This window comes from Gimesia panareensis, assembly GCF_007748155.1.
In the GTDB taxonomy this organism is placed as follows: Bacteria; Planctomycetota; Planctomycetia; order Planctomycetales; family Planctomycetaceae; genus Gimesia; species Gimesia panareensis.
Map to the genome: position 1 here is coordinate 165,329 of NZ_CP037421.1, position 21,369 is coordinate 186,697.

Genomic DNA, 21,369 nt, shown 5'->3' on the forward strand with positions numbered 1-21,369 from the left:
GGCTTCATGAAGCATTCTCTGACAATCTGCATTTTGCTCCTCTTGGGAACGCTGTTGACTCCCATCACCCTGTCTGCTGCCGGTCCCAAAGAGAAAGATAACGACAATCAAGACGCAGAGCTGACGATTAAAGGCACCCTGGTCGATGAGCAGAATCAGCCGGTCGCTGATACGAAGGTCTTTGTGAATCAGCACAGCTTGTATTTTCAAAGTGACAAACCGATCGAAACCACAACGGACTTCAGAGGCCGGTTTGCTATTACCGACAAGGTCGGCCAGTTAAAGAAGCAGACCCTGCTCGCAACAGCTCCCGGACAGCGCATGGCCTACGTGAATCTTCCCTGGAAGAATCTGCAATCCGATTCCTCACTGCGGGAACTTCAATTACAGTTGAGGCCCGCACAACATTTTGCACTGCAAGTCGTCGATGGAACAGGGAAACCGATTGCGAATGCGCAGACGGGAATCATGGGGAATTACCTGATCTGGGGGACAGGAAAAACCGACCCTGCGGGCAGGATAGAATATTTACTGCCGGAAGATGTGCCGATTCAAAATATTGTCGCCTTCCGCAATGGTGATGGGCTCGATTATCAGGCGTACGAACTCTCACGCAAACGGAGGCGCAAGCAACCGAATAAAAAGCCGGTCCTGCCGGAGAACCCGATTCGGTTAACCCTGGATGGTACGCAACCGCTGCAGGTGAAAGTTCAGGAGTCCGACGGCAAACCGCTGGCAGGCGTCCTGGTTAGGCCCTGGTACCTCCAGAAAGCAGATCAGCCCGATGTCCTCAATCTGTCTTTCTATAATAAGTTGTTCCGTTTCTACACGGACAAATCAGGTATCGTGAAATTCAACTGGATCCCCCACTGGCAAACAGAGAAACTCACGATCTGGGCCTATAGTGCGGATCATAAAGAAGCGAGAGTGACCTATGATCCACAGAAAGGCGAGGGGACATTGACCATTCGGGTCGTATCCCTGATTACGATTTCAGACAGGGGCGTTTTTCCGGATGGCCTCAACGCTATGGAAATCAATCAGTTCGTTGAAGCCTTGAAACAGAAAGAGGACTGATTTGGCAGATGAAGGGTAGGGGCGACCCTGCGTGGTCGCCCGCAACGTGGCCGAAAGGTATAATCGATACCGTCGTTTCGAAAACCAGGGTGGGCTCGAATGCAATTCGGGCCGAGCGCAGCGAGCAGGAAACTGACAGTGTCTGCGCTCGAATTTAAAACAGGATCTCCCATGCGCTCACTCACGATGCCAACGGTTCTATTCTTCTGTCTCCTCATCTTTCCCACCACCGTCCAGGCACAAAATAACCAGCCGTTCCCCATCGTCGCTGCCAACCAGTCGATCCAGGCTGCCCTCGATGCTCAGCCGGGACGGATGCTCTTTCTCCCCGCCGGCGATTATGAGATCTCGGAAAAACTCGTCATTCGCAGCGACAGCAGTGGCCTCTACGGTCCGGGGCGGATCATCCAGAACAACCCGGAGGCTCCCTTCATCGAAGTCGAACATCGCGCGGGCGTTCAGTTTCGCGACATCGTCCTCACGCGACCGGAGGGCAAACAGACGACCGCCACCGAAGCCCTTAATATTCGCGACTGTCAGGATCTGGTGCTCGACAACGTCACGGTCACCAATCACCGCACCCGCTCCGGCGTCTTCTATCTGCTCAACAGTCGCAATGCCACCATCCGCAACTGCACGATCACCAACTATATGCGCATCGCCGTCGACGATCGCACCGCGTCACCCGACTGGGGCTACGCCTTTCACTGCATCGACGGCACCGGGATCGTCGTCAACGCCAGCACCGGCACTCTGATCCAGGGAAACCGCATCACCGAAACCGAACTCCTGCCCACACCCGAAGTGCAGAAACAGCACCAGCTCGGACAGTTCGTCAAAAAGAACGACACCAAAGGGACCCTCACCAGCCAGGAAACCTGGGAGCGGGAATCGGTCAAGAACTGGCATCAGGGATCGGCCATTATCGTCATCTCGCCGACGGCCAGCGATCGCACGCAGATCCTGGGCAACACGATTGAAAACGGAGCGCAGGGAATCGATCTACATTCCGACCATGTGATCGTGGCCCAGAACATCGTCTCCAACTGCTTCGTCGGTATGAAAGCGATGCACGGCTCCCGCAACGTCGTGATCATCGGCAACCAGTTCATCAAAAACGATCTCTGGAGCATCGGCCTGATGCCGGGCGCCGCGTCTCACGCCTCACAGGCGGGCACACCCGATCAGCCGGCCCGCGTCGATAACAGCGATGGCGGCTCGATCATCGCCAATAACATCATCTCCCAGTTCGGTTTTGGCAACGCACACTGGATCTGGGGTAACCAGGGCAATCCGATCCTGCTCGATGCAGGCCAGAAACCGGACAACCCGCCCCTGGCCGACGTCGTGATTCAGGGAAACATCGTCCAGAATTCCGGCCGCTTTCAGACCGGCAAAACAGAGCAGGGGCCCCGCTACGTTTACGCAATCCGCATCGCCCGCAGAGCGACCGGCATTCACCTGTCAAATAACCTGTTCGACCCGGGCCGCGAGGGCGTGAGCAATGTGGAGCTGAAAACATCGGCCAATGACGTGGGTGAGCCGTTGTTGGAGAAATGACTCTAGGATTAACCTGACATGTCACTACGCTGTACTTATGCGATCGATACGAGAGAACGGCCAGATGATCTGCGGCGCTGGCTTGAGAAAACGTTCTCGATGGAGACTGTTTCCGATCAGCCTGATACCCTGACTGGTTCCGGTCTGCGCTGTACGATCATGCCGCAGACTTCGAAGGATCAAAACCTCGTATCCCGATTTTTTGGCATCGATTCAACGGTCATTATTCGCTGCAAAATTGGGACAGAGAATTATGACTCAGCCAATATTGAGAAAGCGGCTCAACTGGCACTGACCTTAATCGGCAGGGATTCCAGCGATCTGGTATTACTGAAAATGGGAGAACGGGGCCAACTGCTGCGCAAAAACAATCAGATTTATGTGGACTGTTCTGATCCCGATTGGAAGGAAATCTGGGAGCTTGCGTTCGCCAAAGCAAGAAGTTCTTTTTCACACAGAAAGCTTCCCAATATGTATTCCAGTGTGTACCAGAATCCCGATCATGTCTGATGCAGAGCACACTCCCGACAACAAACACGCATCTCGCAGACCGTTCCCCCCAGTCGCATTCATCGGCCTGACTGCTCTTTTACTGCTGGGCATTCTCATCGTAGCCGGATACCGCTTGTTCGCGCCCCAAACCAGACTGACGATGATCAACGATTCCACGCAGGAGCTCGAAAGCTGTACCCTGCACGATCACACAGGCCGTGTGCTGTATCGGGGAGCAGCGATCAAGCCGGGAGAAACCAGGATTCAAGTTTTGTATTACGTCAAACCCACCGGCAGTCTGACATTTCAGGCCACGCTCGCCGACAGCACCCGGCTGGAGGGCGTCAGTCGTTTTGAATATGATATGACCGGCGAACAGGATCTGACAACGCTCTCCTACCAGGTAACCGACGACAACCTCAAGATCAGCGGCGAGATCAAACCCCGCTTCCGCTTCTGGGATTTATAAACCTTCAGAAGTCAGCTGCTGCCACTCGCTCGGCCCGTTCAATCCGTGCCTGCAGCAGTCCACTCACCGCTGCTTCCCGTGCCGGCGTTATGGTATCAGCGCGACCGAGTAACGATTTCGCCAGCGGTTTCGCTTTGCCGCTTTTGATTGATTCCAGCCGCGTTTTCAGTTCAGCAGAGACCGTTCGGCCCAGCAGCTCACTCATTTCATCCAGTGGCTCCAGCAGTGCCGCTACGTTGCGGGGGAAGGGATCCAATGAAATCAGAACCGCTTCCAGAACCGGGGTGGCACACAGCGCGTGGACGGGAGAGACTGCGGCGACCTCCGCCAGCACTTCACTGGCCCGGTTCAGCTTCACCCAGCCGCCGGCCATTACCTCGCTCAAGGCACGCATCAGCAGCTCCAGGTCGAGCCGATCGCTTTCTGCCAGAGCGATCCAGACCTCTGTCGCCATCGAGCGGGCGCTGCCATCTTTGCTGACGGTGGCGATCCACAGTGCGCGGGCTGCCATCAGCGTCAGGGGGCGATCCAGTTCAAACAGGGGCAACAGAAACTGGCCGAACGGTGTATCGACGGAAGAGCCACTCTCCACCCGGCGGGCCAGCGCTTTGGTCGCCAGGCACCAGTACCAGTCCAGTTTCATCGGCCACTGAGTTGCCAGATAAGGGTACAGGAACGGGGGCGCCAGGGTGGGCCTCAACTGATGCAGTTCGGCAGGCAGAAAACGAAAGCTCGTGGTGGGTTTATTCTGCTGAGCTGCGATGTTTTGGAGCGCCTCTGCTGGATTCTCATCCCGTTCCAGTGCTTCCAGCAGCTGGCGCATGGTGTTTTGATGCTGTTTTGTTTCCAGTTGCCCTTCTCCCTGGGTTGGCCACGCGCTGATCACATCCTGCTGAATGCTGCTGTTAGCCACCCGTTCTCCGGCGGTCCATTCATAATCACAGGGAAAGATTACATCGGGCAGTTTGGCAATCGATTCTGTAATCACCGCCCGCTCCTCGGGCGCCAGCAGTTCAGAAACATCGCCCCACGCGTCCCGGGTACGGAGGGCGGCAATCCAGACAGCCGGAGGCAGAGCTGGATCAATGGATCCGTCGCCACCCAGTGCCGTCATCGCCAGTGCCTGGTAAGGGGCGTTGAGTTCCCGGGCCGCCTCCCGGGCAGCCGTCCGATGTTCGGGTGCCAGGCGCAGACAGCTGCGTTCCAGGTCCGTATCCAGTACCTCAGTCTGCTGTTCCTGTGCGGCTTTCAGACGTTCCACCCAGACCCGCGGATCGAGCCAGCCTCCCGCATGCGTTGCGGACGAAATCAGTGGATACGCAGTTCTGGCTCGTACGCGCTGATTGAGCTGATTCAGAAAGCGCTGTAGTGGCGTATCCAGAAAGAGACAGTCATCCTGATCCGGCTTACGTTCCAGCCACGCCCCGATTAGCAGTGAAAAGGCGGTGCCGTCATAACCACCAGTGAGCCCGCGTTGCGGACGACTGTCAATCGACGCACAGGCACGCTTGGCCAGCGCGCTGGTCATCGTCTTGAATCCATTCGGTTGTTCGTTGTACAAACGCAGAATCCCGCTGATGATCCGCTCCGCCGTATCCGGATCTTCCAGTCGCTCGACGGCAGCAGAAGTGACGTCAATCAGTTCCTCGACTGTTTCAATCGGCTGCAGCGGAGCCGCCGTCGTCAGCACCGGCACACTTTGTTGAGACCAGAGGCAACTGAGATCCGCGCGTCCCTCCTGCGCCGCCTTCACTGCTTCGTCCACGCGCAGCAGTTCCTTGACCGGTTCCGGAATGGCGGAGGCTCTGGTTTCCAGGAGACTCAAATCTATGAACGTGGAATCGGCGGGAGGGGGCGCTGACTGGTCTGCCACTGTTTCTGTTTGAGACGGACTTTCTGACTGCAGCAGCGCTGCCGCTTTTTCTCTTAACGTAGGGGCGATCGTCTCCAGGTGTAGTTCAATGGTGTTGAGCGCCGCCTCATCATCGAGCTGCAGATATTTTTCCAGCAGCTCCAGGGCCGATTTCTGAATATCCTTGTTCGGATGCATCAGCGCAACCGCTGCCGCTTCGACGGCCTCTCGTCGGTGAGCGGGATCGGTGGCAATGCGGGCCAGCAGGTCGACCGCCGTTTTTGCATGTTTTTTTGGTTTATGACTGAAAATGCCGGGCAGGGCAGTGACCGCTTCCCGTGCATCGAGCAAACCAGCCTTTTCGAGTTGTTTCAATTGCTCTACGGCAAAGCCCGCGACCACCGCCTGACTGTCCGACAACAGTCCCGCCCATTCTGCCTGCAGTTCTGCTAGCATTTCTGGTTCTGCTTTCGCCGCCTGCATTAAGATCAGACAGCCATTTCGCTCCGTCTGGTTCAACGGTCCCTGCAACGCTTTGAGCAGGGATTCCAGCAGCCGTTTGACGTCGAGCAGGTTCTCCTGGTGCAGGCATTCAATGACGGGCACCCAGGGCTTGGGTTCGAGTAATTGATATTCCTGCTCCGAGATCGAGTAAACGAGTTCCCGGCAGGCGGGTATGTCCTGCAGCACCAGCTTCGTGGCCTCCGGTGCCTCTTCCATGGCCTCCTTTAAGCCAATCCGGAACTCATTGATCACAGCCGGAAAATCATCAGCAGAAACGAGTTTTTGTTCATACAATTGTGACCAGTACCCCGGTGGAATTTCTCGATGATCCCGATCCTTGCCGGTCAGGGTGGCATACCATTCATCCCACCAGGGAGGCTGCCGGTCGGCCATGATCCGGGCTGCCCACGCTTCGTGATCAGGAACGGTGGGAAAGCGAATACAGCCCTCCAGACTTTCCAGTCCGTAGCCTCCCAGCCAGGCAATGTAAGACATCTCATGGTCGATGAGCAGACTCTTGTCGAGATCTTTACGCCAGCGAAACTTCTGTTGAATGCCATCCCGTTCCCGTTTCTGTTTGACCAGCGGATCATCCAGACCCAGTGAACAGGGTTCAATAACCCGACGCTCCATTCCCAGTGCCAGCATCAGAATGTTGAACGGTTCGATTGCCGCTTTCCGCTGGTCTTCGTCCCAGTCGGCCAGTGCGACGACGACGGCTTCCGCGTCTTTGTTCAAAATGGCATTCTGGAGCGCTTCAATCATGGTGCTTTGCCTCAACTGTCATGCGGGTTGCTAAAATGTGTTTACAGGGGCCACGCTCTCCCTGGTATCGGCTGAACCAGGGACACGTGCATTTCTCCCCCTTCGATCGCAAACGTACAAAGTAAGTCGTTCCGTTGCTCGTCACTTCTGCGGCCTGTTCCTCAGCAGAGTCGCCAGGCAACAGGCGGACCGCTCGTTGCTCCAACAGCTTGTGGGCCGCCCGCAGTCGGGGCTGATCGCGGGTGACCAGAGTCTCTGCAAATGGCAGTTGCCGCTGAAAATAAAATCCGCTGCCCGCGTCGAAGCCGGCCAGGCCGTTGGTGGCCAGTGCCGCCAGACTGTTGCGGGCCTCGCTGGTCGTACAACCGAGCCGTACCGCCAGTTCAGCCGGATCGATGGTCTCCGCGGGACCCTGCTGCGATGTTTCCGAACCCGCCAGCAGCTCCAGAATCGGATCGACGCGTTCCTGCCAGTCGTCGTTCGCCAGTGAATCCAGTAGCTGGCCTTCCCCCGAAAAGCCCCGTTGCAGCGTCGGCGACAGCACCAGCCAGAACCGGCTCCAGTCGGTCTCGCCCACCCACGCGTGCACCCCGGAATTCTCGTCTGCATACAGGCTCACTTCGCGGACGAGCGGCAGCAGAGTCCGCAGTGCCGATAATCGACTGGCACCTCCGACAGGAATCGCGCCCGATGTGGCCCGTGTGGTCAGTCGGGGACGACCGGCGCTGATCGAAAGGTATTGGTTGCCGCCCCCCATACGGGCCGCACTCTGAATCAGTGGCAGCAGCAGTGCCGGCGTAAACCGCTGTTTCAGTTCCAGCTGCGACTGATAGACCTGCACCTCACCCAGGCCTTTGATCCACCGTCGTGGCAAGCGGACTTTCTTTTCGGTGACCGCAGCCTGATTCCGTGCGAGGGTCACCGCATCCGCATCGATACTCAGCCGGACTTCATCCGACCGACCCACGCGGCTCAGGTGCGCAATCATCTCGGGGTTGAAGTCCACGTTGGTGGTACCAGAGGCACGTCGTTCAGTTTCAAATGCGCTCTCGTCCAGATCGAGTCGCGCATAAGCACCGCAGCAGCCACTGAAGCCTTCCCACCGCACCAGCGAGCGGCTGGCAGTGACAATCGGATCCATCTGGGGCGGACTCGCATCGAAAAAATGGGTCCGCACAATCGTACTCAGCGTCAGCAGCATTGTCGCGACTTCACGCGGGTGCATCACGCGACCGGTAAAGAACGGACCGTCAATCTCCGCAGCAGCGTCGCCTCCACAGGCGGCCAGCTGAATCAGCCCCGGATCAATCCGTGAGGCAAACGGATAGCGGTAGAGATGCTCCTGCAGAACGGTCGACATCAGCGGACCTCGTTTTCAGCGAGACGTGAAACACTACAGAACGGAACAGAAGATGCGTCCTCCGATTGTGCCGGGAAACAGACGGCAAGTCAACCAGCGGTCTGTATGAAACCCTGCTGAAGAGCGCACAGATCTATGTGTCAGTCGATGTCACCATGCGCCGCAGGGTGTTAGCCTCGGTTCTGCGTCATGGGGATGGTCCATTCGAATTAAGAACCACAACCTAGTGCAGCAGCGAATACCAGACGATATTCAACCCCAGCCGCACGGCATCTTCGGCCACATAGCCGGGGCAGGCAATCCGGTCGCCATATTCGATGGCACAGCTTAGATCGTGTTTGCTGTAGAGCACGACCAGCCGACCGTCGATTTCGATCCCTTCAATCTCAGGGGCACTGCGGGTGATTCGTTCCTCTGTGGTTTTCGCCTGCAGATCAACCGGGTGGCGAAAACGCACTTCCTTCAAATCGTACCCCGTGCTGCGGGAGAAGAGCTCGTGATTGACGGGGATCCGTTTCAAAGGCTGACCGGGAAACAGCTGCTCTACCAGCCGGCGGAAGCTCTGGTCGAATTCGCTCGCACCACAGCAGGCATCCGCAAACAGCACGCCCCCCTGTTGCAGGTAGGTTCGCAGTTTCTGCTGCTCGCTCTGATCGAGGGCGAATCCATACCGCCCATGCAGGTAGAGCAGGGGATGCGCAAACAACCGCTCGTCGGTCAAGGACAGCAGTCGCGGTTTCGTCGCGACCTGCACTGCGGAGACTTGATTCATCGCTTTCAGTAATTTCTGCAGGGCGCGCGGGGCGGCATCCCATTCGCCGGAATGACGGATGCGGGCGATGTTGAGCAGCCGGTGTTCGACGCGGGCTTCGTCTGTCTGCGGTCGCTTTGAAGAATCGCGCGGCAGTTCACGAATCAATGTCCGTCCTGCTGCCAGAGCACAGACGTTGACGCCCGCCTGCAGACTGCGCTCAATATACTGCGCGAACTTCTTTGTACGACCTGGCAGCGCGACCGGCGACCATTTTTCCCACAGGCAGGTCAGGTCTTCAGGGGCATAGATAATCGCGGTTCGGCAGCCAGTCTCGGCGCCCCAGAGCTCCACCAGCGGTGTACCGCTGTCTGGATCACTCAGCGGAAATTCACTGCGATACACTGGATGCGCGCCTTCCAGTTTCCGTAAACGTGTTTCACCCTCCGGATAGAGTCGCTCGACCAGTGCCTGCATCGCCAGGTCAGGCGAAGGACTGCGGCAGCCACCCACGGCAAACAGAAACCCGCCCTGCTGCAGATAGTCTCTCAACAGACGCGTCTGCGGTTCGGTCAGCAGCCCGGCGTCCGCCACATCAAGGACCAGCACCGGCGCCAGACCCAGATCTTCCGCCCCGGCCCGGTTCATGTCGATCGACTGCCAGGTCAATCGCTTGGGCCAGCCCTGCAGGCGACTGGTAAACTGCGCCAGGTTCCACGCGGCTGCTGGCGTGTCATGTGACGAAACCGCGATGTCCGCTTGATCCACTCCGGTTCCCGTACCCCACTCCAGGCGACCGACGAGAATCGGCGTCAGTCCCCGCGCAAGGAAATGCAGCGCATAGCCGGTTGCCAGAATCTCGCAGTCTTCCAGCAGGACAGGTGCCCCTTTCCAGGCACCAGTGATCGAATTCTGATGCGCAACCAGGTACGCAGCTCCTTCCGAGTACCAGTCATGCCGTCGACCGGTACTGCTGATAAAATACCGGCGGCCCGTGAGTCGTCCGACCCGTTCCAGGCAGTAGAGATAATAGAGATAACCGACTGAACCATCCGCCAGCGGATCGGTACTCGGATTATGTGTGACCGTGAAATGATCGCCCAGCCAGCGACAACCCGCTTCTACCGCGGCATCCCGAAACGGTGGGCCGCAGCAGTCTGGTTTACCCGCTGCATTCAGATCGGCCTGACCGGCGCGGAGCCGATGTTGCGTGGAGACCAGGTAAGCGATGCCCGCTGCGGTGATGCCGCCCCGGCTGTGCTGACTGTTCTGGGAACCCCAGCCACCATCGGGGCGCTGTCGCTTCAACCAGTGCTCGCGAGCCCGCTGCCAGGTTGCAGGCTGAACAACGACTCCCCGCTGCGCCGCTTCATACAGGCCCAGTGCCGCGAAGTGGGCGTAGTTCTCTTCCGTATTCCCAAAGCTCCAGGCACCGTCGTTTGTCCCCTTAGAGTGTCCCGCTTCCAGTTTCTCGGTGAACTGCTTTAACAGTTTCAGGTCGCCTGCCTCACCGGCAGTGGACAGCGTTTCCAGCAGCAGAGAAATCTCGTGCGTCTTGACCGGATCCTGTTGACGCAGCCAGTTCAACCCGCGCTGGATTTCCGGTGCGTCCGGCTTCATGCCGGCATGCAGCAGGGCGTGCAGCGTGAAGCTGGTCAGCACCAGTGTCTGCTCAGGACGCGACTTCAGCTGCCAGGTGCCGTCCTCCTGTTGTTGTTTCAGTAAATACTCGCGGGCCTTCTCGATCGAGGTCAGCACCATTTCCCGGGTGACCGGCTCTGCAGCCAGAGCACGCGCAGTCGGTAAGCTTCCCATCACCAGACAGGCTGGTAACAGCAGACAAACAAAGCGAATTGTAAGCAGGCGATCAAACATTAATTCGAACCATTGGAAATGAGACGGGCGACAGCTGGTCCGGCAGGAGAAGGGAAATCAGAGCGGAAGTGCTATGTACTATCCTAATTCTGTGACCGGGGGAGCGTCAATGTGCGTTTTCTCCCTGAACGGCAGCCTCAAAATGGCATTTCGAGCTGTTTTCCGGAAAATGTTTGATTTTTGACTGAAAATGCGTGATGTTGTCTACAGCATTGCGCCTTTCAGGTATTCAAGCCGCTTATCACTTTTTTCCTGATAGAAAGTCAGCACTCATGGATCAGCCAGTCAAACAGAATGTCGCCGAAATCGCCGTTTCTAACCGGAAAACGCTGGTCATTCCGCTGCTCATTATCACCATCGGAACCGGCTGGCTGCTGACCACGCTCAACGTGGTTCCCGGTCTCAACTGGATCTGGATCCTCGGACTGGCAATCATCGGACTGCTCTCGTTCGCTGTCAGCGGCCTCGACAAATCATCGGTCCTGATCGGCCCGTTCTTCCTGATCGCCAGCTCGCTCTCCGTCCTGCGTCAGAGCGACTACATTACGCTCGACGTCGAAGTGCCGATCCTGGTGATCGTTGTTGGCTGCCTGCTGCTCGTCGCCCGCAGTAAATCGATCCCCTTCCCCCAATGGATGGCCCTCGACACCGAGAAACGCAAACCGGAATGAAGTTGAACACGAGTGTTTCAGCATTGAAATCGGGAAGTCATACTGTTTGTTGCGATTATTTAAACGAATTATACCAGCAACCTGATCTGACCAGACAGCTTCCGATACTAGAACGCGTCGCATTTAAACATAGCGTTTCTCAATTTAATATACTCGGTCCAAATGGCCCTGGAGACGCTACAGTAAAACTGGACACAGTCTGGCTGCCTGATTCATTTAGTATTAACGTGACCTTATGCCGCTTCCTGCTTTCAACGTTTTCATACTCCTGGTTCTAATGGTGACAGTCCTCCCTGCGACCGCAGCCGACCAGCGACTTTCTACCTTGATCAGCAAAGTGGCTGCCCAGGAGCAGCGATATCGGAATCTGGAATTCCACAGACACTGGTCATATCAGTTAAAATTGCCCGAGCCGCTGTTAAAACAAAGGAAAGATACGAATCTGTTTCGGAGTCTTCAACGCGATTCGCGGCACGTCTATCAGGACGGGCGATTTACGATCCAGGAACAGATTTCAGGAGTTTCACTGACGGGCGTGAAATCCAGTCACAAGATTCGCATCGGCTATGATGGCCAGCAGACGCGACTGATGGAAGACGGCGTTGTCAGATTCGAACAAGGCAAAGATCTGAACTGGCCCTTACGCAAGCCGCACGTCTTTCTGCTGGATCGCCTGGCGGAGGAGCCGAGTCTTGCAGAGTTGCTGATCAGCCCGACCGCCAGAGGGTATTTCCTCAGCGTGAAATACGAAGCTGAGGAAATCGTCAACGGGCTGAACTGCCATCGGATCCGCATCGAAACCTGGGTGAAAGGGCAGAAGCGGCATGATTATAGTCGGCTGTGGCTGGCCCCCGAACGCAACTGGATCCCGATTCGCGAGGAAGGCTATGCTCTCGGCTACAGTGAGACGATCCCGTTGCAGATCAGCGAGGTCACCGACTGGCATCAGCTTGCGGATGGAATCTGGTTCCCGCACAAAATCCGGGAGGTCATCCACGATGAACAATCTGCTGCAAACGGGAAAACAGTTGTTTCTAATCAGAGTGAAACGACTCTGACAGAGATTTCATTCAGTCCGAATTACGACCTTAAATATTTTCAGGACACCAAAATACCTGCGGAGCACAAGTTGCAGCAGGATGAGTCAGAGTAGTTCCCCTGGCTCATCCCCTTCACAGATTGCAACAACCTACTTCGATTCCAGGTCGAAGTTGATCGTATTATCCCCTTCTGCGACGGTGGCTTCCAGCGTGGTTTTCTTGTTGTATTTTTCGGGAACTGTTTCACTCCCCTGGTTGCCGAAGGGATCGTTGGCTTCGTCGAGGGTTGAAATCTTGACGCTGTGCTTGCCGAGCATGGCGCCCATTTCGTCACGAATGTAAACCAGTTCGTAGTTGCCGGAATCATCCGTGATCGCTGCCGAGGCACGGCCCGACTCGGGGTAGAACCGGACGTTGACTTTGGCCAGCGGCGCGCCGTCCATCGTCACGACACCGGAAACCGTGCCCAGTTTCGGCTGGTCGGCAGGAGCACCGCCACAGGCGGTCAGCAGCAGGGAAAGGGATAGAGTGAAGATCAGAGAAAATGTGTGTTTTGTCATCATCTTAAAAACTCGGGATCAATCAAAAAGAAAAGAGAGAATGCGTTCGCAACCAGCCTGTCCGAGGACGGGAGGGAATGCAGCACAACGGCCCGTTCAAGGAACCGTTGTGCCACAGGTTTGCGTATCACAATGTGGGTCACACGTCGTCGATTAAGTGAGCGACTTTAGAACTCGCCCAGGACGTGTCCGTCCTTCTCGTTGTTCAGCCACACATAGGTGTTGACGTCGATATTCTCCGACAGGAAGCGTACCGAACCGTCGGCCAGCATGATATGCACGCCGCCTACGTGCGGGCTCGACAGCGCGAACCGGTCTGCGACAGAACGGGCACCACCATTGATGAAGTCATCCGGTGCGTTGTAGCCGATGAAGTACACGTCTTCGGCCTGCAGTCCCCGTTCCCAGCCCCAGGAAGCAGTCCGGGCACCGATCCAGAGTTTACCCCCGAATTCATCACAGGCGACGCCACCACAGCTTCCGGTTGAGCCGGTCTCGTCCTGGGTCCTCACTTCACCCACCAGAATGGTGTTCGTGGTGCCGTCTCTGAAATCGCGGATCTGTAACTTTTTGTTGACGCCCATCACAATCCGCTCGGTCGCGTAATTGGACTTGCCATAACTTCCCTTGTCGGTGTTGATGCCTCCCATCGGATCGGAAGGGCAGTTGTACATCGGGATGATCGTCTTGGCGGAAGGGATCGAAGACCCCGAATAACCGATGTGCCAGTTCATCGTGAAACCGTTGGTCTCAGTGCCGATCTGATTGTAAAGCGGAGTCTGGTCCATGAAGGGCAGAATCATCGTGCCCCAGCCCAGTCCGTTTTTGTTGGCGGCTTCGGAAGCATCGCCGACTGTCTGGTTACCGTCGATCCAGCCGGGAGGAAAGGTACGGTGTGTGTCATGGTAATTGTGAAACGCGACCCCCATCTGCTTCAGATTATTTTTGCAGGTACTGCGGCGGGCCGCTTCTCGCGCCTGTTGCACTGCCGGCAGCAGCAGGGCGATCAAAATAGCAATAATGGCAATAACGACCAGGAGCTCAATTAAGGTGAAACCGCGGAATCGAATACCGCAGATCACGCCTCTGTTCCTCTTCATAAAAACGTAACCTCAAACTTAAATAATTAACATTACTGAAAAAAGAGTTGAGACGCTGGCCCATCTTAGTCAGATTTGAGTCGTAAATTCAATAATAATGTTAAGAAAGAAATTGTTTACGAGGAGAAAGGTGTTTACTGGAAATGGCTTGCAGCCAAAACCCGGGAGCAGGGATGCAGGTACACACACCTGTTAAAACAGGTAGACTTCCAGCGTAAGTTACAGAAAAATATCAGCTTACGCTCATTTGACGCCATTCCGCTCCAGTTGGGCCCGGGCACGGCCATGCCGCGGATTCCGCTCCAGGCAGGATTCGAAGTCGGCAGACGCTTCTTGCGCTCTTTCCAACGCCAGCCGAATCATCCCCCGGTCATACCAGGCATGGGCGTCCTCGGGGTTCAGTTCGATCGATTTCTCGATCAACTCCTCTGCATCGTTCAGCTGGTTCGCGCGGTAAGCCTGCATCGCCTTGAGACGCAGGGCCAGTGCCCGTTCGGTTTTCCCTTCGGCTGACAGACCCGCCTGTTCCAGAATCTCGGAAACACTCTGATGCAGTTCCGGATCTTTGGACGTCAGCGCGGCCCTTTGTGCCAGCACGCGCGCCTGGTTCCAGTCTCCCAGCAGACCCAGTGCCTGGGCGCGATAGAGCAGGATCTCCGCATTATTGATACTCATATTGTTGAGTTGTTGAATGGTCTCGCGCATCCGCTCGGGACGTTTCCGCTGCCGATCGACCTCGACCAGCCGCATCAGAAAAATCGGATGGTGCGTGCTCGGTCGCTCTCCCAGCAGCGCGAGCAGCTGTTCCAGTTCCCCCGCCAGCTCATCCAGTGAGCCTCCCGCAAGTCGTTTGTTGAATTCTTCCACCCGTCGATCGATTCCGTACTGCAGGCGGAACGGTTCAATGAAATTGGAACCCGGATGCAGCGGGACCGTGTGCTGGGCCCGTTCCAGTTTCAGCGCACACTGTTGGAATGCTTCCGTGTTGTCCGTCTTGCGGTGCGCCTGTAACTCCAGTTCGCGAAACTTCAGCGAACGGGGAACCCGCTGTATTGATTCCTGAATTAATGGCAGGGCTTCCTCGACGCGGTCAGAGCGAATCAACAGCTTGGCCAGTTGATAGCGGGCGGGCAGGAAGCCAAGATTTTCACGGAAGATCGCTTCCGCAGCTTCCGTCTGTTCCTCGCGCAGATAATTGCGGCCGATTTCATAGCGGATCTGCATCCGCTCCCGGTCTCCCTCGCGGCTCTGATCTGTTGTCGCCAGCAGTTCGCGATACTTGTTGGTACTCAAGTCAGTCCGACCGGTGCGCTCCAGGCAATAGGCGATGCGGCTCTCGGCGAGTCGGCTTTCCGGCACCAGCTCCGCAACCTGACCGAAGCAGAGCTCGGCATGGCTGTAGTATCCCTGTCCCAGCAGTGCCTCGCCCAGTCGCATCCAGTCGTAAGGGGCGTTCTGTTTCTTGACCTGGGCGACGAGTGGTTCAATGTCTTCTACAAACAGCGGGTCCATCAGTCGCGTTTCCGGCAGCACCGGCTCCGGACGCGCAGCACGCTGAAACAGAAAATAGCCGCAGAACAGAGCTTCAACCACAAACAGGATCATCAGTGAGCGGAATAACATCAGCGGCCCTCCTCCGGACGTTGCAGCCAGACCGTCACTCGTCCGATGCGATCGAAGGGTTTCCGCATATTCAACGAACCGGCGGCAATATCAGGCAGCCCGTCCTGATTCAAATCTCCTGCCGCAACCGTCACCAGGTGGATCGGCTCGCTGTCGATCTGCCAGCTCGTGAAGTTCTGCTGACCGTCATTTTCCAGCCAGACCAGACTCGCATGCGCGGGGGCATACCAGTCGTTCGTCATGCTCACCAGCACCACGTCCAGATCGCCGTCTCCGTCCAGGTCGGCCACATCGCCGGCATACGTGCCCCCCAGGTCTGAAATGCGACGCTGCTCGAACTCCCAGTTCCCCTGGTTCTCAAACCAGTAACACCCGTGATACGGCTGCGGGTAGGCATCGAAGTCTTCCAGGTTGTCGCCTGCGGGGAGGATCAAATCCTCGTCCCCGTCCTGGTCGAGGTCGGCGTGAATCAGGCCGGCACTCCCCAGGTCCATGTTAGGCGTCATCCACAGGGAGCGGGTGCGGAATTTTCCTTTGCCCAGATTTTCAAAGGCAACCAGCTCTTCTTCTTCCTGCGAGACAATCGTCGCGATATCCAGATCGCCGTCGCCGTCATAGTCGGCGACCGGCACATGTATCGTACCCGGGGCCTGGTACAGCTGATGCTCGAAAAACTGAAAGTCTCCCTGGTTCTCCAGCCAGAGCACCTCACCCCGGTTGTAGCCGAACACGGCGACCGCCAGATCGAGATCACCATCCTGATCGAAGTCGCCCGGCTGCACATCGGCCACGCGGCGGACGTCGTCCAGAATCACGTGCCGGATAAAACCGTTTTCCGTCTGTTCGAACAATTCCACTTTTCCGACAACGCCGTCATCGGGTTGAATATTGCCCAGGATCGAAACGGCCAGATCCAGGTCGCCGTCGGCATCGATGTCCACGGCGGTCGCATGTGCGGGAGCCGCGACATCGTTGATCAGAGTGCGGGTTGTCTGGCCTCCTTCCGCATCGACGGAAATCAGCAGGATCCGGTTGTCGGCGGCGTCGCAGGCGAGGATCTCATTCTTTCCGTCGCCGTCGAAATCGAGGATCTGCACGTTCGTAATCAGCGGCAAATCTTTCGACGGAGGGTTCATTTTCACAGGCAGCTGGTCTTCTCTGTTTCGTTCGAAATGTAGCTCCGAGGCTGGATAGGAAGTGCCTCCCGAGTACAGGTCCGGCAGACTACCCAGTGGCGGAACCAGGGGGAGCAGAAACCAGGTTGCCAGGGGGAGCAGAATAATGGCAATCAGTACCAGCAGCGTCCAACCATTGTGATCGGGAACTTCAGGTTGCGGGGGCAGACTATTGTTATCGGCTGACATAAGGGCAGGCAGGTGAACTCGGCAGGATGGTAATGGAGTCAGGAAGTCGCCACTCCCAAGCGTAGCAGCAGCGACCACTGATTCATGCTAGTTCGCGCTCCGGGGAGTGTCAACAGGGGCTCTCCGGCCTGTGATCCGGGGCAGGGGGAAAATGACCCGTGGATGACTAAATAGACTCGCGTATCGTATGGACTTATGTATGATAGAAGTAGATCCTTTCTCATTATCACTTCTGCGGAGTTGACTACCATGATGGTTCGCACGGTTCTGCTCGCCGGCTGTCTGTTTTGTCTCAGGCCTGCTGTGGTGCAGGCGGGGATGCCCAGCGTTTCACTCGACCTGACACAAGTCGCCCAGTTGCGTTTGCAGTCCATTTCTTTTTTTCTGATGGTGCTGCTGTTGAGCGCCTTCATTCTGAAGCTCTGCTGGAACCTGCTGGCGAAAGATTTTTCGAAACTGCCGCGAATTTCCTACAAAGGCGCGCTGGGAGTCTCGGTCCTCTGGGGGCTGATGTTTCTGTTTGTCCTGACGATGATCTCAGGCGCGCGTGAACTGCTCACCCCCGGTGCCTGGGAGAAGACCGGTCGCACTTATCAGCTGGTGGAAGACCAGCCGCCGGATGGCGCACAGTCAGCGGAATCCGGTGCTTCGGTGGACGAACGCCGCCGCAAACTGGGCGAACTCCGCTCGGCCCTCTTCATGCATGTCGCCACTCATCAGGGCAAATTTCCTGACAAGGCAGACGAGACGACCTTCGCCGACGAATTCTGGCTGCAGCCCGGTTCTCTGCAGGTGAAGTACGGTTATGTGAGTGGCACTAAAAAAGCGGACCCGCCCGTGCCCCTCGCTTTCGAGCAGGCCATTTACGGCGACGATCAGCAGCTGATCCTGTACACCGACGGCGCAATCAAGGTGCTGCCCACACCCAAAGCCCAGGACGTGCTCAATGGAAAATGAAGCCGTTGCCACAACCCGGAAACCGAGACGCTGGCAGGGAGAGCTCGTGGGATTCACACTGCCTGCAATCATCGTGCTGATGTGCGCCGGCGTGATGTTCCCCATACAGGCGGTGTTCTACCTGGCGGTGGGCTGGTTTCTCTTTTTAAAAAGGGTGCTCCCCGCAGTGACTGTTTCCCTGTCCGGAATCATCACCGCGGTTGTGTTTCTGGCGTTACTGGCACTGTTCATCCAGTTGCTCGGCACTCATCTGTTTCGCCTGTTGCGAAATCAGGAGCAGATTCCTGCTTCCCGCTATTGGCAGAAACGCTGGACCGGCGTCTGTCTGCTCCTGCTCGTGGTTGCTTTCACCGGCGGATTTGCGGTGGTCGGTGTGGCACACCAGAGTGCCTGGATGGTGACAGGCAAGCAGGCGGCGATCGAGACCACACGCGGTGAAAGTGCGTGGATTCTTTCTTCTCGATACAGTCTACGAAGAATTGGTCTGGGAGTCGTGAATTATTCAACGGGAGCAGATCACCACATCCCCTCCGGTATCTTTCGCAACGGCCAGCCTCTTCACAGCTGGGAAACCGAAATCCTGCCTTTCCTGGATCAGTCAGAGTATCGACAGAAAATTGATGAGACGCAGCCCTGGAATTCAAAGCGAAATTCAGAACTCTTTAAGCATGCCTTTACCACCTTCATTCCGCCGGGGGCAGAGCAGTATAACCGCCAGGGCTATGGCTTATCGTATTATTCGTTGAATAACCATGTCTTTTATCCTGGCAGTGACGCCCGTCTGGATGACATCCCGGATGGTCTGTCCCACACCCTCCTGGGGGGCGAAGTCTCCAGTCGCGTGCGTGCCTGGGGAGATCCGATCAACTTTCGCGATCCCGCCCGGGGCATCAGTCAGCATGACGACGGCTTCGGTGGTCCCTGGAGGTCAGGCGGAGCCAACATGCTGTTCCTCGACGGCAGCGCCCGTTTCATCAACAAAGACATCGATCCGGCAATCCTCAAAGCCCTGGCAACGCCCGACGGCGGCGAAGACGTCAGCGATTTCCTGGAGGGAAGGTGAAGCGATGACGACCGATCCGGAAACCACCAGCACAGAACAGACGACTCCAGTTAAATCGGGAGGGATTGCTGTCTATGTGGTTGTCGTGTTGACGCTGCTGGTTTTCACCTTCTGTATGGGATTCGACTTGCCTGCTGTCGTGGTCTATTTTCTGTGCTTCGGTTGGATTTCCTATCTGCAGCAACTCGTGACTAACCTGACCGTTACTACCGGACAGGTGGTTGGAACTGTGGTCTTCCTGTTACTGTTTACCTGGGCCTTGCATCAAAGTCTCAAGAAAATCATCGCCTGGAAACGGACTGTGGCAGCCTCCCCCGCCAGTTCCGCTTTAGACCTGCTCTGGCAGAAACGCTGGACGTGCGGGGTGCTGGTGCTTGGCTTGGGGCTGATGGCGAGCGGAATCAGCGTGATTCAAATCTCAGATCAGACCTGGAGTATGTTGATGGGCAAGGATCAGATCTTCGACCCATACAGTGGACATCGAGAGGCGATGAGACGCAGTACGTCCAGGAACAATCTCAAACAGATTGGCCTGGCACTGCACAATTACCACGACACCCATGATCTACTGCCCCCCGGCGGAGTTTTTGACCGGGCCGGTCAGCCCCGTCATAGTTGGATGACTCAAATTCTGCCTTACGTGGATCAGGCGCCCCTGTATAACCAGATCGACTTCCAGCAACCCTGGACTGCAGAAGCCAATCGCCAGGCTTTCCAGACGGAGTTGAATGTATTTGAGAACCCGGGACGACTCGGAACAGGGCGAAGCCGGGACAATCTGCACGGTTACATGCCCGCCGAATATGCGGCCAATTCGCGCGTCCTGAATGTGAACTCAGGGCTGAACCTCAAAGCGATCAAAGACGGCATCTCGAATACGCTGCTGGCGGGCGAAGTGAATTCTCAGGTCAAAGCCTGGGGGGATCCGACCAATTTCCGTGATCCGGCAAAAGGTATTAACAGTACCTCCAATGGTTTTGGCAGTCCTTTCAAAGGGGGGGCTTATTTCCTGATGGGAGACGGCGCTGTGCGTTTCATTTCTGAAGACATCGATCCTTCCATTCTCAAGGCCCTGGCAACGCCCGACGGCGGTGAGCCGGTGGGGGATTTTTAACCGATGCAGGAGCAGGGAGAAAGCATGAGCACGGGAACGCAGCCACAGCAGTTGATCACAGGGCGGCGGAGGCTGATTGCGTGGATGGTCTGCCTTTCCCTGTTGTTCTTTGTCATGTGCCTGGGGATGTTTTTTCTCGTGCAGATTCCGTACGTGCTGGCGGTCGGCTGGGCCGGCTATCTCTGGCGCACGGGCCCCACACTGACGCTTTCGGCTGCGGGGACACTCTGGTTCTCCAGCACGCTGGCTCTGTTTTTCGGTGGCGTGCATCTGGCAGGCCGGAGAGTGTATCGAGGCAACGAGCGTAGTACAGGGATGAACTGGCGGTTGCGCTGGTCATTCTTTCTGGTCGCGCTGGTGCTGATGCTGGCGACCAGCGGCATCTGTCTGATCGGGATGTCGCATCAGCTGTGGTGGATGGCGACGCGCGACAGGGACAATCTCGTGAAGAAACACCCGGGCTCCTATTTTTGTCCTGTCTCTTACAGGGAAGCGGCCCGTCGTAGTACTTCTAAAAACAATCTCAAACAGATCGGCCTCGCGCTGCACAATTATCATGACGAGTTCCGGCAGTTCCCTATCGGGGCCACAGTTGATCACACAGGAAAACCGCAGCACGGTTGGGTCGCCCGTGTCTTACCATACCTGGATCACCGGGATCTCTACCAGCAGATCGATTTCAATCAGCCCTGGACGGCAGACGTCAATCGCAAACCATTCGAGACCATGCTGCCGGTACTGCTCAGTCCGGGTCTGAATTACTACTTCGAACCGGGAGAGAACCGGCAGGCGGAAAGGTCCGGTTATCAACCGGCCCATTACGCTGCCAACCAGCGGCTGCTGGGAGTCAATGGCGGTCTGAGAATTCAGGACATCAAAGATGGTACCTCGCAAACCATTCTGGGAGGGGAAGTCAAAGAAGGCATTCGTCCCTGGGGAGATCCGCTGAATTTCCGGGACCCCGCACAAGGCATCAACCAGGGATCGCAGGGATTCGGTGGTCCGTTCGGGCCGGGGGCTCATATCCTGTTCGCGGATGGCAGCGTCCGGTTTCTTTCTGAAGACATCGATCCGGCGGTGCTCAAGGCACTCAGTACGCCGAACGGGCGGGAACGGGTGGAAGAAGTGGAACGTAATTCAGGAAAATAGAAAGGTGACTTGCGACTGTGGTG

Annotated in this window: 17 protein-coding genes; 10 read left to right on the forward strand and 7 right to left on the reverse strand. The window is 56.7% G+C overall.

What is annotated here, in order from left to right; all coding sequences use genetic code 11:
* Nucleotides 1-6: 6 nt before the first annotated feature.
* The 4 genes from Enr10x_RS00685 to Enr10x_RS00700 all read left to right on the forward strand — a co-directional run bounded on the left by Enr10x_RS00685 (nucleotide 7) and on the right by Enr10x_RS00700 (nucleotide 3,598).
* A complete protein-coding gene (locus Enr10x_RS00685; protein WP_145102813.1) occupies nucleotides 7-1,077 on the forward strand; it encodes a carboxypeptidase-like regulatory domain-containing protein in 1,071 nt (356 codons plus the stop codon).
* A 171-nt stretch (nucleotides 1,078-1,248) separates the two neighbouring features.
* Nucleotides 1,249-2,637 (forward strand): right-handed parallel beta-helix repeat-containing protein, encoded by a 1,389-nt coding sequence (locus Enr10x_RS00690; RefSeq protein ID WP_197996328.1) that lies wholly within the window; start codon nucleotides 1,249-1,251, stop codon nucleotides 2,635-2,637.
* 18 nt (nucleotides 2,638-2,655) lie between these two features.
* The gene (locus Enr10x_RS00695) at nucleotides 2,656-3,147 is read left to right on the forward strand and encodes a SitI3 family protein (RefSeq protein ID WP_145102815.1); all 492 of its coding nucleotides are present in this window, start codon (nucleotides 2,656-2,658) and stop codon (nucleotides 3,145-3,147) included.
* The gene (locus Enr10x_RS00700) at nucleotides 3,140-3,598 is read left to right on the forward strand and encodes a hypothetical protein (RefSeq protein ID WP_145447850.1); all 459 of its coding nucleotides are present in this window, start codon (nucleotides 3,140-3,142) and stop codon (nucleotides 3,596-3,598) included. Before Enr10x_RS00695 ends, Enr10x_RS00700 begins: the two co-directional genes overlap by 8 nt.
* A 4-nt stretch (nucleotides 3,599-3,602) precedes the next feature.
* On the opposite strand, the gene Enr10x_RS00705 is transcribed toward Enr10x_RS00700, so the two are convergent.
* The 3 genes from Enr10x_RS00705 to Enr10x_RS00715 form a co-directional block, all read right to left on the reverse strand.
* Nucleotides 3,603-6,719, reverse strand: a complete 3,117-nt coding sequence (locus Enr10x_RS00705) for a DUF7825 domain-containing protein (RefSeq protein ID WP_145447851.1) — start codon at nucleotides 6,717-6,719, stop codon at nucleotides 3,603-3,605.
* Nucleotides 6,712-8,079, reverse strand: a complete 1,368-nt coding sequence (locus Enr10x_RS00710) for an SWIM zinc finger family protein (protein WP_145447852.1) — start codon at nucleotides 8,077-8,079, stop codon at nucleotides 6,712-6,714. The genes Enr10x_RS00705 and Enr10x_RS00710 overlap by 8 nt, the downstream gene beginning before the upstream one ends.
* 223 nt (nucleotides 8,080-8,302) lie before the next feature.
* Nucleotides 8,303-10,705: a DUF4159 domain-containing protein gene (locus tag Enr10x_RS00715; protein WP_145447853.1), complete on the reverse strand. Its 2,403-nt coding sequence runs from the start codon at nucleotides 10,703-10,705 to the stop codon at nucleotides 8,303-8,305.
* A 272-nt stretch (nucleotides 10,706-10,977) separates the two neighbouring features.
* Between Enr10x_RS00715 and Enr10x_RS00720 the strand changes: the two genes are divergently transcribed.
* Nucleotides 10,978-11,376, forward strand: coding sequence for a hypothetical protein (locus Enr10x_RS00720; protein ID WP_145447854.1), 399 nt, complete (start codon nucleotides 10,978-10,980; stop codon nucleotides 11,374-11,376).
* A 277-nt stretch (nucleotides 11,377-11,653) separates the two neighbouring features.
* On the forward strand, nucleotides 11,654-12,529 hold the full coding sequence (locus tag Enr10x_RS00725; protein ID WP_145447855.1) for a hypothetical protein: 876 nt from the start codon (nucleotides 11,654-11,656) through the stop codon (nucleotides 12,527-12,529).
* A gap of 36 nt (nucleotides 12,530-12,565) precedes the next feature.
* Here the strand turns inward: Enr10x_RS00725 and Enr10x_RS00730 are convergent, their stop codons facing one another.
* The 4 genes from Enr10x_RS00730 to Enr10x_RS00745 form a co-directional block, all read right to left on the reverse strand.
* Nucleotides 12,566-12,979, reverse strand: a complete 414-nt coding sequence (locus tag Enr10x_RS00730; RefSeq protein ID WP_232093186.1) for a carboxypeptidase-like regulatory domain-containing protein — start codon at nucleotides 12,977-12,979, stop codon at nucleotides 12,566-12,568.
* A 164-nt stretch (nucleotides 12,980-13,143) separates the two neighbouring features.
* Entirely contained in the window at nucleotides 13,144-14,076 is a 933-nt protein-coding gene (locus Enr10x_RS00735; RefSeq protein ID WP_145447856.1) for a DUF1559 domain-containing protein, read from the reverse strand.
* A gap of 243 nt (nucleotides 14,077-14,319) precedes the next feature.
* Nucleotides 14,320-15,699, reverse strand: a complete 1,380-nt coding sequence (locus Enr10x_RS00740) for a tetratricopeptide repeat protein (RefSeq protein ID WP_145447857.1) — start codon at nucleotides 15,697-15,699, stop codon at nucleotides 14,320-14,322.
* Nucleotides 15,699-17,063, reverse strand: coding sequence for an FG-GAP repeat domain-containing protein (locus tag Enr10x_RS00745; RefSeq protein ID WP_145447858.1), 1,365 nt, complete (start codon nucleotides 17,061-17,063; stop codon nucleotides 15,699-15,701). Before Enr10x_RS00745 ends, Enr10x_RS00740 begins: the two co-directional genes overlap by 1 nt.
* 249 nt (nucleotides 17,064-17,312) lie before the next feature.
* Here Enr10x_RS00745 and Enr10x_RS00750 point away from each other — a divergent pair, with 249 nt between their 5' ends.
* From Enr10x_RS00750 to Enr10x_RS00765, 4 genes are read left to right on the forward strand one after another with little or no spacing between them, the layout of a single operon-like run.
* Nucleotides 17,313-18,020, forward strand: coding sequence for a hypothetical protein (locus Enr10x_RS00750; protein WP_145447859.1), 708 nt, complete (start codon nucleotides 17,313-17,315; stop codon nucleotides 18,018-18,020).
* Nucleotides 18,010-19,083 (forward strand): DUF1559 family PulG-like putative transporter, encoded by a 1,074-nt coding sequence (locus Enr10x_RS00755; RefSeq protein WP_145447860.1) that lies wholly within the window; start codon nucleotides 18,010-18,012, stop codon nucleotides 19,081-19,083. Before Enr10x_RS00750 ends, Enr10x_RS00755 begins: the two co-directional genes overlap by 11 nt.
* A 4-nt stretch (nucleotides 19,084-19,087) precedes the next feature.
* Nucleotides 19,088-20,197 (forward strand): DUF1559 domain-containing protein, encoded by a 1,110-nt coding sequence (locus tag Enr10x_RS30160; RefSeq protein WP_232093187.1) that lies wholly within the window; start codon nucleotides 19,088-19,090, stop codon nucleotides 20,195-20,197.
* Between the two features lie 24 nt (nucleotides 20,198-20,221).
* Nucleotides 20,222-21,346: a DUF1559 domain-containing protein gene (locus Enr10x_RS00765; RefSeq protein ID WP_197997436.1), complete on the forward strand. Its 1,125-nt coding sequence runs from the start codon at nucleotides 20,222-20,224 to the stop codon at nucleotides 21,344-21,346.
* Nucleotides 21,347-21,369 lie beyond the last annotated feature (23 nt).

Coding starts and splice junctions, on each gene's coding strand:
- Enr10x_RS00685 (WP_145102813.1), top strand. CDS start 7: ATGAAGCATTCTCTGACAATCTGCATTTTGCTCCTCTTGGGAACGCTG.
- Enr10x_RS00690 (WP_197996328.1), top strand. CDS start 1,249: ATGCGCTCACTCACGATGCCAACGGTTCTATTCTTCTGTCTCCTCATC.
- Enr10x_RS00695 (WP_145102815.1), top strand. CDS start 2,656: ATGTCACTACGCTGTACTTATGCGATCGATACGAGAGAACGGCCAGAT.
- Enr10x_RS00700 (WP_145447850.1), top strand. CDS start 3,140: ATGTCTGATGCAGAGCACACTCCCGACAACAAACACGCATCTCGCAGA.
- Enr10x_RS00705 (WP_145447851.1), bottom strand. CDS start 6,719: ATGATTGAAGCGCTCCAGAATGCCATTTTGAACAAAGACGCGGAAGCC.
- Enr10x_RS00710 (WP_145447852.1), bottom strand. CDS start 8,079: ATGTCGACCGTTCTGCAGGAGCATCTCTACCGCTATCCGTTTGCCTCA.
- Enr10x_RS00715 (WP_145447853.1), bottom strand. CDS start 10,705: ATGTTTGATCGCCTGCTTACAATTCGCTTTGTTTGTCTGCTGTTACCA.
- Enr10x_RS00720 (WP_145447854.1), top strand. CDS start 10,978: ATGGATCAGCCAGTCAAACAGAATGTCGCCGAAATCGCCGTTTCTAAC.
- Enr10x_RS00725 (WP_145447855.1), top strand. CDS start 11,654: ATGGTGACAGTCCTCCCTGCGACCGCAGCCGACCAGCGACTTTCTACC.
- Enr10x_RS00730 (WP_232093186.1), bottom strand. CDS start 12,979: ATGATGACAAAACACACATTTTCTCTGATCTTCACTCTATCCCTTTCC.
- Enr10x_RS00735 (WP_145447856.1), bottom strand. CDS start 14,076: ATGAAGAGGAACAGAGGCGTGATCTGCGGTATTCGATTCCGCGGTTTC.
- Enr10x_RS00740 (WP_145447857.1), bottom strand. CDS start 15,699: ATGTTATTCCGCTCACTGATGATCCTGTTTGTGGTTGAAGCTCTGTTC.
- Enr10x_RS00745 (WP_145447858.1), bottom strand. CDS start 17,063: ATGTCAGCCGATAACAATAGTCTGCCCCCGCAACCTGAAGTTCCCGAT.
- Enr10x_RS00750 (WP_145447859.1), top strand. CDS start 17,313: ATGATGGTTCGCACGGTTCTGCTCGCCGGCTGTCTGTTTTGTCTCAGG.
- Enr10x_RS00755 (WP_145447860.1), top strand. CDS start 18,010: ATGGAAAATGAAGCCGTTGCCACAACCCGGAAACCGAGACGCTGGCAG.
- Enr10x_RS30160 (WP_232093187.1), top strand. CDS start 19,088: ATGACGACCGATCCGGAAACCACCAGCACAGAACAGACGACTCCAGTT.
- Enr10x_RS00765 (WP_197997436.1), top strand. CDS start 20,222: ATGAGCACGGGAACGCAGCCACAGCAGTTGATCACAGGGCGGCGGAGG.